13 protein-coding genes are annotated in these 13166 nt (G+C 44.4%); 10 read left to right on the forward strand and 3 right to left on the reverse strand.

Annotation, left to right across the window (positions count from 1 at the left end):
• Positions 1–92: 92 nt before the first annotated feature.
• Both GC096_RS31710 and GC096_RS31715 read right to left on the reverse strand, forming a co-directional pair.
• Positions 93–377, reverse strand: coding sequence for a hypothetical protein (locus GC096_RS31710; protein WP_171635927.1), 285 nt, complete (start codon positions 375–377; stop codon positions 93–95).
• A 92-nt stretch (positions 378–469) separates the two neighbouring features.
• A complete protein-coding gene (locus GC096_RS31715) occupies positions 470–1333 on the reverse strand; it encodes an AraC family transcriptional regulator (RefSeq protein WP_246303070.1) in 864 nt (287 codons plus the stop codon).
• 141 nt (positions 1334–1474) lie between these two features.
• Here GC096_RS31715 and GC096_RS31720 point away from each other — a divergent pair, with 141 nt between their 5' ends.
• From GC096_RS31720 to GC096_RS31740, 5 genes are all read left to right on the forward strand, one after another.
• On the forward strand, positions 1475–2674 hold the full coding sequence (locus GC096_RS31720) for a hypothetical protein (protein WP_171635929.1): 1200 nt from the start codon (positions 1475–1477) through the stop codon (positions 2672–2674).
• A gap of 674 nt (positions 2675–3348) precedes the next feature.
• On the forward strand, positions 3349–3552 hold the full coding sequence (locus GC096_RS31725) for a YwbE family protein (RefSeq protein WP_056625563.1): 204 nt from the start codon (positions 3349–3351) through the stop codon (positions 3550–3552).
• A gap of 23 nt (positions 3553–3575) precedes the next feature.
• Positions 3576–3827 (forward strand): YolD-like family protein, encoded by a 252-nt coding sequence (locus tag GC096_RS31730; protein WP_056625207.1) that lies wholly within the window; start codon positions 3576–3578, stop codon positions 3825–3827.
• A gap of 168 nt (positions 3828–3995) precedes the next feature.
• Entirely contained in the window at positions 3996–4919 is a 924-nt protein-coding gene (locus GC096_RS31735; protein ID WP_171635930.1) for a tyrosine-type recombinase/integrase, read from the forward strand.
• Between the two features lie 91 nt (positions 4920–5010).
• Positions 5011–5934, forward strand: coding sequence for a S66 peptidase family protein (locus GC096_RS31740; protein ID WP_171635932.1), 924 nt, complete (start codon positions 5011–5013; stop codon positions 5932–5934).
• A 371-nt stretch (positions 5935–6305) separates the two neighbouring features.
• On the opposite strand, the gene GC096_RS31745 is transcribed toward GC096_RS31740, so the two are convergent.
• On the reverse strand, positions 6306–6932 hold the full coding sequence (locus GC096_RS31745) for a C40 family peptidase (protein WP_171635934.1): 627 nt from the start codon (positions 6930–6932) through the stop codon (positions 6306–6308).
• A gap of 330 nt (positions 6933–7262) precedes the next feature.
• Between GC096_RS31745 and GC096_RS31750 the strand changes: the two genes are divergently transcribed.
• The 5 genes from GC096_RS31750 (at position 7263) to GC096_RS31770 (ending at position 13149) form a co-directional block, all read left to right on the forward strand.
• Positions 7263–8066 (forward strand): ABC transporter ATP-binding protein, encoded by an 804-nt coding sequence (locus GC096_RS31750; protein ID WP_312886382.1) that lies wholly within the window; start codon positions 7263–7265, stop codon positions 8064–8066.
• 165 nt (positions 8067–8231) lie between these two features.
• Complete coding sequence (locus tag GC096_RS31755; protein WP_171635936.1) at positions 8232–9605, forward strand: aspartate aminotransferase family protein; 1374 nt, start codon at positions 8232–8234, stop codon at positions 9603–9605.
• Positions 9606–9620: 15 nt separating this feature from the next.
• Entirely contained in the window at positions 9621–10883 is a 1263-nt protein-coding gene (locus tag GC096_RS31760) for a M20 family metallo-hydrolase (RefSeq protein ID WP_171636243.1), read from the forward strand.
• Positions 10880–11761: a nitrilase-related carbon-nitrogen hydrolase gene (locus tag GC096_RS31765; protein ID WP_171635938.1), complete on the forward strand. Its 882-nt coding sequence runs from the start codon at positions 10880–10882 to the stop codon at positions 11759–11761. Before GC096_RS31760 ends, GC096_RS31765 begins: the two co-directional genes overlap by 4 nt.
• Before the next feature lie 20 nt (positions 11762–11781).
• Positions 11782–13149, forward strand: coding sequence for an NAD(P)-dependent oxidoreductase (locus tag GC096_RS31770; RefSeq protein ID WP_171635940.1), 1368 nt, complete (start codon positions 11782–11784; stop codon positions 13147–13149).
• The last annotated feature ends 17 nt before the right edge of the window (positions 13150–13166 follow it).

Consider the following 13166-nt stretch of genomic DNA (forward strand, 5'->3'; position numbering starts at 1 on the left):
TGAAAAGCTGTTTACCATTCATTGGTGAACAGCTTTTTTGCGCATTAAAAAAGCTGCTGAGTATCTCAGCAGCTTTGAATGCGATTGCAAAATTATTTTTTAAAATAGCCTCCAACATAATTGTAGAGGACGCCAAGCACACCGATATAATAGGCGATTTTGATAATGAAATCGGTATGATCTAGCGGCATCATGTTGGAAAGTAAGAATAATGGGAACACAAAGTACAAAAGGTCTCTCAAGTAATTTGTAATCGTAGAACTGGAGAACGTGCCAGATGAGAACGATTTGAACAAGTCTACTACAAAGCTAAGACCCATGACTCCCAAGACAAGCCACATTGCATAAAGCATTAAACCCGATAGTGTAAGTGCCATGTCTGATTCACCCCCACATACGAAGATTCGCTTTCAATCTATCATATGCGGCAATGTGACAAGTCGTGCTAGGTAGTCGGAAATTTTTGTGACTAGGTGTGCATCGTATTTCGGAAGATATGTGGGGAGACGCCTACATACTTTTTGAAAATACGCGAGAAGTAGAAGACGTCTTTATAACCGAGCGAGTCGGCAATTTCCTTTACGGAATTCGACGTATTCAACAAAATATTTTTGGCTTCAGCCATTTTCATTCTATGCATATAGGTATTTAGCGGATAACCGGAATAATCACTAACGATTCTACGAAGGGTAGAAAGTGAAATGTGATGTCGTTTCGCAATGCTATGCGCATCAAATGGTTGATATAACGAATCACTGAGCTCATTGATAAGATTGATGAATTGTCCCGACTTCGTTGTTTCCGTTGTGGCTTCCGCTCGCTGAATGAATTCAAATAATAATGACTCAATAAGTAAAGCTGCACGATCAATATTAGCAGGAATGCCACTTTCCATGGCGATGAAAATTCGCTCAATCCGATTATGCTGGGCAGCATCCTCATAACCAACCTGTTTCACTTGATCTAAATTGGTCAGCCAACTGTTCTGCCATTCCTTCACACGGCTGCCTTCGAGCGTAAAATAATACTCATCCCAGAAGCCTCCGGGATCAGGCCCATATTGATAAACTTGATTTGGCCGGAAGAAGAAGAGGCTGCCGCTTTCCACTTTTTGAACCGGTCCATCATTGACTCGGTAAGTTCCCTTGCCTCCTGCGATATATACTATGGCAAAGCTTTCGAATTTGGCATGTCCACGAAACATAATCCGCCCAGGCAGATGTCCGACATGTTGAATCCGTAGAGATTGCAGTTTTAATTTACTAGCATCGATAGGTAAAGTAATGATTCGAAGTGGATAAGGACTTATCGTATCGTCCATGAACCTAGGCATAACATACATTCCTTCCGAACGGACTCCGTGATATGATTGTGAAAGTTAAACCGCATAAACTTTCGTATATGTTCATTATAAGGGAGAATCTATGCCTACGTAACTAGTTTATAAAAAATTCGTTCAGAAAGAGTGGACAACATGACGACCGCATTAAAACGACTATTATGGATGAATATAAGTTCTGGCATTATTTTTAACTATATGGGCATATTTATTAATCTTTTTATTTGGGAAAAAGGAAATCAAATCTTCGACGTTGCGTGGTTTAATCTCGTTATGTTCCTAGCTTGGGGAGTGGCCTTTATGTACGGTGCCAATCTTCTATCTAAATTTACGATAGGCTCCGTGATGCGAGTTGCTGCCATTGGGGCAGGTGTCACATTTGTCCTACTATCCTGGGTGCATTTTGAGCCGAAAATCCTATATATTACTTTGATCGCAATCCCTGTAGGGCTGACGAACGGTTTATATGGCTCTGCGAATAATATGGGGATCTCGCTATTCGGAAAAGGGAAGGAGTTTAGCGTATTTTTTTCCGCAGTGAGTGTGATCGGTCAGTTAATTTCTTTCCTTAATCCATTATTCTTTGCAGTGATCATTAAGTGGATGGGATTCACTGCATCCTTCTTCATTATGTTCATCTTCATCGCACTTATGATTTTCACATCGTATTTCGTTCCACCTATTTCGTTAAAAGAAGCGAATGAACCCGTTTTTCGTAAGTTCCGCTTGGGCCAAGTATTTGCAACTCCACAATTGAAATGGATGATTCCTTCGCTTATTGCTGGCGGATTTTTCATTCAGTTTCAGGGGATATTCTCACTAATCTTTACCTTTTCGGTCACACAAGATAAGCTCAGCATTGCATTGTTGCAAATTATGTACACATCGTTCACGATTGCCTGTGTATTCATCTATCGACGTTTAAGTCGTACGCGTAAGATAAGTGACAATAAATGGTTAACCTTTGGGATGGCAGCCGCGGCGGCAGGTTTCTTGTTAGCGTTATTCCCGACACCTTTGATTCTGATTCTTTCCAACATATTAACGACGATCGGATTGTTTTTCTTCGGCACAATTTGGAGTTCCCGACAATTTCTTGTGACCTATCCATTAGAACCGATTCATCAAACGAGGGTGATGGTATGGCGCGAACTCATCCTTGTTATTTCAAGAATGTTCCTACTGGCGTTGATCCTCGGGATTCAGGATTTTGATGGAAACGTATTTAAGGCTGTGATGATCTTTAGTTTCTCAAGCGCCTTGTTAATCCCCTATTTTTCAAGAAAAAGTGATGAGTCAGCAGAAAATATGGTCATAAAAGGCGTGGAATCTTAGGATTCCCGTTTTTTTTGAAAGATAAGAATTTATATGTTTGGGGTTTACGAGAATCACGATAGGGGTGTTGTGAAAGCGGCCCCCCCTTTCTAAAAAAAGGGTAGTTGGAAGACTTCACCTAAGTTAACCGTTGCTGTTGGGATAAGAGCAGCAGAGGGAACCAGTTGTGATGCAAGTTAGCTTTCATTTTTTTCTGCGTTACGGACAGGAGAGCCGTTATTTAGTAAGAAAAGCAGGGAGTCCAAATGCTAACGGCCGCCATGGCCGTTATTCAGTCCCTTGCCACACATGTTGGCACACAAATCAGTCAATAACGCTTCTGGTGTCCATTAAAAATCAAAACGGCCTCATTTTTAGCTATTAGAGGCTGTCATGTCTGTTAGAAAATTCAACCATCCTCTTTTTGCAATACTCTTTATGTTTGGGAAGAATATGCTCGCCTGTTTAACTTGAAACATGGATAACCCTCCCTATACACTTCAGATTGGGTTTTTACAAAGGACCTGAGGCAGAGAATCAGGTTTATTTTGTGTCATATTTTAATTTAATGAGATAAATTATTAATGTCATTAATTAAATATTCGAGGTAAATTCCTTCATCGAGATGGGGCAGATGGGGAAACTATGGTATAATGAATCAACATTATGGCATGAAAGCAGGCGACTTAGGCAGCATGAATGGACAAAATCGGAAAGATGTTGTACCTGGCAGAGAAGTGAACATCGTGTTAAAGCAAGATCAAAGAAGCGGGAAACTTACACGCGGGATCGTGAAGGATTTATTAACGAACTCACCTACACATCCTCATGGTATAAAAGTAAGACTCACAGATGGCCAAGTCGGCCGTGTGAAAGAAATTATTACGCCGTCCAACTGACGGAACATGGAGGAGAATAGGGGATGGCAAAAGCAAAGGTAGCGAAGCGGCCTACACGTGATGAATTCGTTTTAGAAGAAATCGGGAACCAGTTGTCGGAAGCGAAGATGGAGAATTCCGAGATTGTGTTAACGGTTTGGGGACGCGAAGAAACCGTGCGAGGCACGATCTCGACGATGGATTCACGTACAGGAAGAGTACATATGGATTGCAAAGGCGAGTTGGATAAGGTGCCGTTTATGGATATTATGAAGGTGGAGTATCCGCGGGATTAATCGGTACTTCTGAGGTTTTCCCAACAATACGCTTATTCTTAACTCTAGTAAATGACCAGTGTAACGAAACTGGTTCTGAGTCTAAGAATAAGCGATTTTTCATCTCGAAAAATTGCACTAAATCTATATTTAACGCAATTTAGTTTGTAAGGAACGGAGTTTACTAGAATGGACACTAGATTCACATATGATGACGACTATTTGGAGCTTTTTGATACCTGGATGAAGGATCAAGGGTTCACGAAACGAACACAACAAGCGTACTTGGGGGATGTTCGTTTATTTCTCGCGACCCTAGGAGAGAAAGAGTTGTCTACGATTGAAGCGATTGATATCATGCGCTTTTTGACGAAGATGCGCCAAGGTGGGGCAGGAGATGCCGCGAGGAATCGCTACCTCTCATCGATCCGAACATTTTTCTCAGCACTCATCGAATTGCAGATGGTGAAGTACAATCCTTCTATCGTAGTCAAGAAATCGAAGGTAGAGAAGAATTCAGTTCCGACCTTTCTGAGTGAGGAGCTACTTTCTGTTTTTCTACAATCGATCGAAGGGAAATACCAGATTCGCAATGTAGCGATGTTCCTCTTGATGAGCTATGCGGGACTTCGCGTCAGTGAATTGAATCGGATGAACGTTTCGGATTTTAATCGCGGCACGAATTCATTGATGGTCTTAGGGAAAGGGCGCAAGTGGCGTGTGATCCCGCTTCCCAGTGAAATCGTACAGGTGCTTGAGCGCGCGCTAGTTGAGCGACTGGAAGCGAGGAGTGGGAGCGAGCAGCCGTTCTTTGTATCCCAATTCGGTCGGCGTATTAGCATACGAATGATTCAATCGATTGCTGAGAAGCAATTTGAGCAATTAAAAGGGCAATATATGGAGCTGCAAGGGAAATCATTCTCTAGCCATAAGCTAAGGCACACATTTGCAACGATGCAAGTGTTAGCTGGCACGGATATCCGAACGCTGCAAGAGTTGCTTGGACATGCCAGTATTCAAACGACGCAAATATACACACACGTGGGGGATAAACAAAAGCAGGAAGCCATGAATCGTGTATCCGCATTTATTCCAGTAGGTATGGGAATCTGAGGGGGATTGTCATAATTCGCTAATTCGGAGCATAAAAGGGATTGAGGGGAAGTTCCTTTTTCACACAATGTCATTGGTAGGAGGTATAGCGATGGCAATACGCCCACCCATCTTACAAAGTGGAGATACCATTGGCATTGTTACTTTAGGAAGCCCACTTGATGCGAGCACGATTGATGCTAGAATAGGGACGCTCGGAGACATGGGTTTTAATGTTGTCGTAGGCAAATACGCATACGCGTATGGAGGGATCGTTGCAGCGACAGCAGAACAGCGAGCAGAAGACCTGATGAGTATGTTTGTCAATCCGAAGGTAAAAATGATTCTCCCCTCTCGAGGTGGTACGGGGGTTAAGGATATTTTGCCGCTTCTTGATTATCCTCTCATTAATAGTCACCCGAAAATCGTAACGGGATACAGTGATATTACGATTTTATTAAATATTTTATTTCAATTTGCCAATCTCATTACGTTTCAAAGCCTGTTGTTAATTGATTTTAACTCCAATACACCAGCCTATAATTTCGATCAATTCTATGCGGCGACTTCCACGCTTGTAAGCCCTAGAGTTATTCAAAATCCACCTAGTATGCCGTTGAATGGCCTAGTAAAGGGTACGGTGAGAGGGCGAATTGTTGGTGGGAATCTCACCTCATTCGTTGGGACACTCGGGACACCTTTCGAAGTAGATACTGTTGGTAAAATAATCGTCATTGAAGAGACACATGAACCGACGAATGCGATATATCGCTATTTGACACAATTAATTTTGGCGGGGAAATTTCGAGATTGCGTGGGGATTGTGATGGGACAATGCACGAATTGTACCACTTCCTATGCAACTTCCTATAATGATTTAATTGCGGGGATCATCGTGCCTTTAGGAAAACCACTTTTGACTAACTTTAGTACGGCTCATGGCTTATACAAAGCGGCTATTCCCATTGGGGCAATGGCTGAACTCGATACGTATGCGAATAAACTGACTGTTTTAGAACCAACTGTTACGGGATAGTGCGTCGTAAATGTGTGGAGTGGCGTTGAGAAGGGGGAAAGTTTAGAAGTAAGTAAATAGATGGATTTTCTGTAGTTAAATCTTCTGATATTCTGAACAAATGCAGAATAAATGGATAACCTCCAGTTAATTTTAACCATTTTATCCGATGTGAACAAAAGTGGAGGAATTAACTACGTATTTTCCAGTTAAATCGAGTTTTCGAGGAAGTTCCTCATAAATAGCTGTACATTTTCCAGTTAATATAAGTATGTATAAAACCAGTTAACAATCCGATGTTGCGGCTGTTAACTGGTTTTTGGAATTGCTCCAAATCGCACCAATTGTAGTTTTGGCTCAACAAAGGACTGCGATAGAAGCTTCGTTCGTAGTTAGTTAATCAAACGACGTGCTCCCCAATAATGCTCATCATAATAGGGCGTACCAAACAAAGTACTGACTTTCACTTCTCGTGTTCCCATTGTTCCTGCTTGAAGAATTTGATTATTGCCTAGATAGATAGCGACATGGGAAACACCAGTTGTATAGGTTCCTTGTAGAAAAACTAAATCTCCTTTTCGAAGGTTGCTTTTCTCCACAGGTGTTCCTAATTGACTTTGTAAAGCCGCAGAATGAAGTAAATTAAATCCTTGCTGATTAAACGCATATTGTACAAAACCCGAACAATCAAAGGCTACATAAGGTGTGCTGCCGCCAAAAACATAAGGTACACCAAGCTGCTTCATCCCAATTGCGATGATTGCATCAGCTTTGACTTCCCAACTAGCTTTGGGAGTCGCTTTCGAAGGAATTGAAATGTTAACGCCTTCATAAATGTTATCTGCATTCACATTTGGATTACTTGCGATAAGATCGGATAGGGGCACATTAAACTTCTGTGAAATGGACCAGAAGGTGTCGGAATCCGTAGCTATGTACGAATTGGAGGGCGCGGCATTCGCCATTCCACTGAACATGAGACTCGTAGCAACAACTGTTGTAAGAATGATCTTTTTCATAGTCTTCCTCCTAGATGTCGAATGTGTTTACTTAGACATTCTATCAAATTGAAGAAATAGAGAATATGAACAATATATGGATATAAAGGTTGGGTTGATAATTTGTTTACAGAACATTAGTTATGTAAACAAAAGACAACTATGTAACTAACCCACCAACCCCTGGTCCAGAAATTAACGAATGAGTTTACACTATGTCAAATAAACATGCTAATTTAGGAACAGAATGTATAATGAAAATGATGAAATTCAAGATATAATATAACATATAGAGTTATTAATACTCACAGATAGATAACGCGATGATCAGCAGATAGAAGGAGGAACCCGGTGAATTCAGACTTTTCCCGTCAGAAAGTGGAAATTTCGTTGGATGACGTCGGTATGGTGTTCGGAAAAAAAGGGAGGCAAGTGACCGTCCTTCAGAACATTACCTTCGATGTTGAACAGAATGAATTCGTCACGTTATTAGGACCTTCAGTTTGTGGCAAATCAACGTTGCTTCGACTTATGGCTGATCTCTTACAGCCCTCCAGTGGGCAGATTACGATTCAGAAGGAACACCCTAAGGAAGTACGGCTGCGCCGTAAATTTGGTATCATTTTTCGCACACCTAACTTATTTGAGTGGCGGACTGTACGAGAGAATATCGAGCTGCCGCTTGAAGTTCACGAACAGTCAAGACATACGTACCAAGATCGGGTAGACCACTTACTCGAAACAGTCAGTTTAACTAAATTTAAGGATTATTACCCCTGGCAGCTCAGTGTTGGTATGCAAATTAGAGTCGCTATAGCCCGTGCGTTATCCCTCGATCCTCCCATACTATTCATGGATGAACCCTTCTCAACCTTAGATGAATATACGAAAGATAAATTACAACTCGACTTACTGGAAATGAAGAAGAAAATGAACAAAACCATCGTTTTTGTCACTCGAAGTACAACCGAAGCCGTATTCCTCTCGAATCGAATTATCGTCTTATCCGCAAATCCAGGTCGTGTGCATGCGATTCACCAGGTCCCCTTAGGTAATGATCGCACTTTGCAAACGCGTGAATCTCCACTTTTTCAGGAAATAACCGCTGCAATTCGAAAGTCTGTTAACGAGGGAAGTGAATCCTCTGAAGCGTAACTTTTAAACAAGGCTAAGGTTATCTTTCTTTTTACCTCCAATTTATTACACAGCCAAAACCAAATCTACCAATTGAAAAATAACAACTTAAGCTAGGGATGACATCCTCTTTTTGATCATAGAAATAGTGTATGAATGAATGGACAAGAGATGGAGGGACTGCTTATGAGTGCTCAGGATGGCGTAGATCCATTGGTTAAAGAGGAACTGCTAGAGAAGGATCGCAAATATGTTTGGCATCATATGTCTGCCCATAATGAGAATCCCATGATCATCGCTTCGGGCGAGGGAAGTTGGGTGACAGATATTGATGGCAATCGTTATTTAGACGGTATGTCAGGGTTATGGTGCGTGAATGTCGGTCATGGAAGGCGGGAAATTGCTGAAGCAGCCGCTGATCAAATGATGAAAATTGCTTATGCGACACTAGTTCAATCCCATATACCAGCTATTGAGTTAGCGGCGAAATTAAATGAATGGCTTGAAGGGGAGTACCGTATTTTTTACTCCAATTCAGGATCAGACGCGAATGAAGTCGCGTTCAAAATCGCCCGTCAATATCACCATCAAAATGGAAAACCGAGTAAACATAAGTTCATTTCGCGTCATCGCGCGTATCATGGAAATTCCATGGGAGCACTAGGAGCCACGGGTCAAGCGCAACGTAAGTTAAAATATGAACCGCTTGGGGTGGGCTTCCAGCACGTGCCCCCGCCTTATTGTTATCGGTGCCCTTTTGGGCAGACGAAAGAGACTTGCTCCTTACAATGTGCCAAAGCGATCGAGAATGCCATCGTGTGGGAAGGAGCCGATTCCGTTGCTGGTGTGATCATGGAGCCTGTTATTACTGGCGGGGGAATGCTTGTTCCTCATGACGGTTATTTACCGGCGGTTAGAAGCATTTGTGATAAATATGATGTGCTGCTGATCGTAGATGAAGTCATTTGCGGTTTTGGGCGATCGGGCAAGCCCTTCGGACATCAGAATTATGGGGTAAGACCCGACATCATCACGATGGCCAAAGGGTTAACAAGCGCCTATTCACCTCTATCAGCCACCGCTGTATCAGCTGAATTATACGATTCTTTCAAAGAGAAAGAAGCGACTAGCCATTTTAGACATGTTAATACGTTTGGTGGAAATCCTGTTTCTTGTAAAGTGGCCTTAGCGAATCTCGCCATTATTGAACGTGAGGGGCTTGTTGAACGATCTGCTGAGATTGGGCAAGCATTCAGAGTTCGTTTAGAACCATTGAATGAACATCCTCATGTAGGAGAAATTCGTATTTTTGGATCGGCCATGGGCATTGAATTGGTAGAGGATCGTAAATCGATGATTCCCGCTTCGGTAGAACGGGTAACTCATCTTATTCTAGCCTGTAAAAGCAAGGGGCTGCTCGTCGGTAAGAATGGGGATACCGTTCCTGGCTATGCCAATATCCTTACACTCAGTCCCCCGTTATCCTCTACAGATGAAGATGTAAATTTCATAATCGAAACCTTACTCAGTGTGTTTGGTAACGAGCAAGAGAAAGGATGATCGGACTTGTCGACAATGCCACTTATCCAAATCAACGCAGAACGTCTTGGACAGCATATTCATGATCTGGCGCAAATTGGGAAAATCGGCGAAACAGGCGTTTGCAGACTTGCTCTCTCGAAGGAAGATCGTGCAGGTGTGGAACTTGTGAAATCCTGGATGGAAGAGGCCGGGATGGAGGCATATATCGACCCTTTCGCTAACCTGATTGGCGTTTGGCGCGGGAGTGATTCGGGGACTCCTGTCCTCATGCTCGGATCTCATGTGGATTCACAGCCGTATGGGGGGCGATTTGATGGGGCGATCGGTGTGCTTGGCGCGATTGAAGCTGTGCAAACGATGGTGGAACAAGGTGTAACACCCGCTTGCAATGTTGAAGTGGTTGCTTTCTGTGATGAAGAAGGCAGTCGCTTCAATAAAGGTCTATTTGGCGTTAGGGGCATGACCGGTAAACTCGAAGCGGATGAGTTGGAGCGTACGGACAAAAACGGCGTTACCCGCCGAGAAGCACTGTTGGAATTCGGATGCGATCCTGCTGATTTCGAAGGCTATACGTTCCAAGAGGGCCGGATTGGTGCTTTTCTGGAGCTGCATATCGAACAAGGTCCTGTCTTGGAATCGCTCGATGAGCCGATTGGTATCGTGAGCGGAATCTCTGGTCCATTATGGCTCACAGTAGAAATGACAGGATTCGCGGGTCATGCCGGCTCCGTGCCAATGTCGATGCGGCATGATGCTCTGCTAGGCAGTGCCAAGATCATCGTTGCACTTAACGAACTTGTTTGTCGTGAACCAAGCGCCCCAACGGTTGGTACCGTCGGCTCACTCAGGGTATTTCCTGATTCTCGCAACATCATCCCAGAAAAGGTCAGCTTTACGATTGATTTACGCGACATCGACATCTGTCGGCGAAATGCGCTTGAAGCTGAGCTCCTTAGTGTTATTAAGAATGTAGCTTGCGAACATGGGCTCACCTATACAATTCGAGAAGATACGAATAGCGATCCTCGCTATTGTGCGAATTGGATCAAAGATGCGCTGCACAAAGAAGCAGGCATGATGGGCATGAAACCGCCTGAGCTCATGAGCGGGCCATTCCATGATTCGCTAACCATGTCCTACGTGTGCGATTACGGCATGATTTTCGTGCGCTGCCTAGAGGGCATTAGCCACAATCCGAAGGAATATGCTAGCCCAGAGGATATTACTTTGGGGACGGAGCTATTATTCCGAACCGCTCGCCAGATTGTTGTAGACAAAGGGGGCTTCCAAACATGAGTATCGTCAGCATCGGTCTCATTCAAGCCTCACATGACGTGCATGGAGATGCACCGATCGCCGAACATAAAGAGCAGGCCATTCAGAAGCATCTTGGCTTAGTACGCAAGGCGGCTGCTCAGGGAGCGCAAATCGTGTGCTTACAGGAGATCTTCTACGGTCCCTACTTTTGCGCAGAGCAAACGACCAAATGGTACGATGCGGCTGAGGAAATCCCAAATGGACCGACGACAAAGCTTTTTCAAAGTGTAGCAAAGGAACTAGGTATCGTCATTATTCTCCCGATTTACGAGAGGGAGGGAATTGCCTCTTATTACAATACTGCGGCAGTCATTGATGCGGATGGGGCTTATCTAGGGAAGTACCGGAAACATCATATCCCTCACGTTGCGGCAGGAGGCGGGTCCTGCGGATTCTGGGAGAAGTATTATTTTAAGCCGGGCAATCTCGGATATCCTGTGTTTCATACCACTTTTGCAAAAGTCGGTGTATACATTTGCTATGATCGTCACTTTCCTGAAGGAGCAAGAGCTCTTGGACTTGGGGGTGCAGAGATCGTGTTTAACCCATCTGCTACCGTTGCAGGCACATCAGAGTATCTGTGGAAGCTTGAACAGCCCGCGCATGCGGTAGCCAATGGGTATTACGTAGCTGCAATTAATCGGGTTGGAACGGAAGCGCCGTGGAACATGGGTGAGTTTTATGGACAGTCGTACTTAGTGGATCCGCGGGGGTCCATCGTTACAATAGGCAGTCGGGATCAAGACGAAGTAATCATTGGGGAAATGGACAAATCGTTGATTCGTGAGGTTCGAAACGTGTGGCAGTTTTATCGAGACCGCAGGCCTGAAACGTATGATCAAATCACGCAACTTTGAATGAGGGAGGAGGAGCGAAGATGGGTACGACATTTATTTCGCTGACGGAGTTGAAGCGTAATTTTGCGGAAGTGAAGGCAGGCATGAAGCCCAAAGAGGCGATCGAAGAATCCAACCGCTGCTTATTCTGTTATGACGCTCCTTGCACACACGCCTGTCCGACAGGCATTGATATTCCTTCCTTTATTAAAAAGATTGCCTCCGGCAATCTAAAAGGCTCCGCCAGGACGATTATGGATGCCAATCCAGTTGGCGCTTCCTGTTCGAGAGTATGTCCCACAGAGGAATTATGCGAAGGGGCTTGTGTTCTCAATCATTCGTCCAAGCCTATCCTGATTGGTCAGTTGCAGCGGTATGCAACCGACTGGGCCATTAAGAATGAACAGATTTTATTTAAAGCAGGGACAAGTAACGGTAAAACAGTTGCAATCGTGGGCAGCGGACCTGCGGGACTTGCGGCAGCTCGTGAGCTAGCACGCTTCGGTTTTAAAGTCACCGTGTTCGAAGCCAAGGAGCAAGCTGGCGGCTTGGATACGTATGGCATCGTATCGTTCCGGCTGCCGCAGGAAATCTCGCTTTGGGAGGTCGAGCAAGTCAGGCAGCTTGGTGTGGAGTTTCGGATGAACACGCGTGTCGGAGTGGATGTGAGTGCTGCTGAATTGCTAAGTGATTACGATGCAGTGGTACTCGCGGTTGGGATGTCTAAAGTACCCCTGCTAGGCATCGATGGAGAAGAACTGACCGGTGTCTATGATGCCATTGATTTCGTAGAGTCGACGAAAACGGCCCCAGATCTCGATGAGTCTTTCATTGGGAAGCGGATTGCGGTGATTGGTGCTGGGAATACCGCCATAGATGCAGCAACGTGCTCAGTCCGGCTTGGGGCAGACAACGTGCAAATCGTGTACAGACGAACACAAGAAGAAATGACAGCGTATGATTTCGAATATGAGTTTGCGAAGCTTGATGGCGTCGCCTTTCAGTGGTTAACGGCGCCGAAACGGATCCTCGGTGATGCGCAGGGGAACGTCATTGGCATCGAGTGTGTACGGATGGAGCTTCTTGAGACAGATGGAGGGCGTAAACGACCAGTCCCCCTTGCAGATTCTGAATTTGTCATCGACGTGGACGCGGTGATCAAGGCGATCGGTCAGACGAAACATATCTCGCTGATCGAGCAGTTCGGACTCGCTCATTCACGAGGCACCGTGACATTGGTAGACACAGCTGCAGGCATGACATCGAATCCGAAGGTGTTCGCAGCTGGTGATGTTATTTTCGGAGATGGACAGGGTGAAGCCATGGTCGTGTCGGCAGCACAACAAGGCAAATTAGTGGCTTACGCGATTTACAAGCAGTTGGTGAAGGAGCAAGAGGCATCAGCATAGGTAGGGTTACTTCAGAA

It is taken from the genome of Paenibacillus plantarum (genome assembly GCF_013141695.1).
In the GTDB taxonomy this organism is placed as follows: domain Bacteria; phylum Bacillota; class Bacilli; order Paenibacillales; family NBRC-103111; genus Paenibacillus_E; species Paenibacillus_E plantarum.

What these genes read in the sequence shown, in the direction of transcription:
- GC096_RS31720 (WP_171635929.1), top strand. Translation starts at nt 1,475, where the DNA reads ATGACGACCGCATTAAAACGACTATTATGGATGAATATAAGTTCTGGC.
- GC096_RS31725 (WP_056625563.1), top strand. Translation starts at nt 3,349, where the DNA reads ATGAATGGACAAAATCGGAAAGATGTTGTACCTGGCAGAGAAGTGAAC.
- GC096_RS31735 (WP_171635930.1), top strand. Translation starts at nt 3,996, where the DNA reads ATGGACACTAGATTCACATATGATGACGACTATTTGGAGCTTTTTGAT.
- GC096_RS31730 (WP_056625207.1), top strand. Translation starts at nt 3,576, where the DNA reads ATGGCAAAAGCAAAGGTAGCGAAGCGGCCTACACGTGATGAATTCGTT.
- GC096_RS31760 (WP_171636243.1), top strand. Translation starts at nt 9,621, where the DNA reads ATGCCACTTATCCAAATCAACGCAGAACGTCTTGGACAGCATATTCAT.
- GC096_RS31745 (WP_171635934.1), bottom strand. Translation starts at nt 6,932, where the DNA reads ATGAAAAAGATCATTCTTACAACAGTTGTTGCTACGAGTCTCATGTTC.
- GC096_RS31710 (WP_171635927.1), bottom strand. Translation starts at nt 377, where the DNA reads ATGGCACTTACACTATCGGGTTTAATGCTTTATGCAATGTGGCTTGTC.
- GC096_RS31740 (WP_171635932.1), top strand. Translation starts at nt 5,011, where the DNA reads ATGGCAATACGCCCACCCATCTTACAAAGTGGAGATACCATTGGCATT.
- GC096_RS31715 (WP_246303070.1), bottom strand. Translation starts at nt 1,333, where the DNA reads ATGCCTAGGTTCATGGACGATACGATAAGTCCTTATCCACTTCGAATC.
- GC096_RS31770 (WP_171635940.1), top strand. Translation starts at nt 11,782, where the DNA reads ATGGGTACGACATTTATTTCGCTGACGGAGTTGAAGCGTAATTTTGCG.
- GC096_RS31765 (WP_171635938.1), top strand. Translation starts at nt 10,880, where the DNA reads ATGAGTATCGTCAGCATCGGTCTCATTCAAGCCTCACATGACGTGCAT.
- GC096_RS31755 (WP_171635936.1), top strand. Translation starts at nt 8,232, where the DNA reads ATGAGTGCTCAGGATGGCGTAGATCCATTGGTTAAAGAGGAACTGCTA.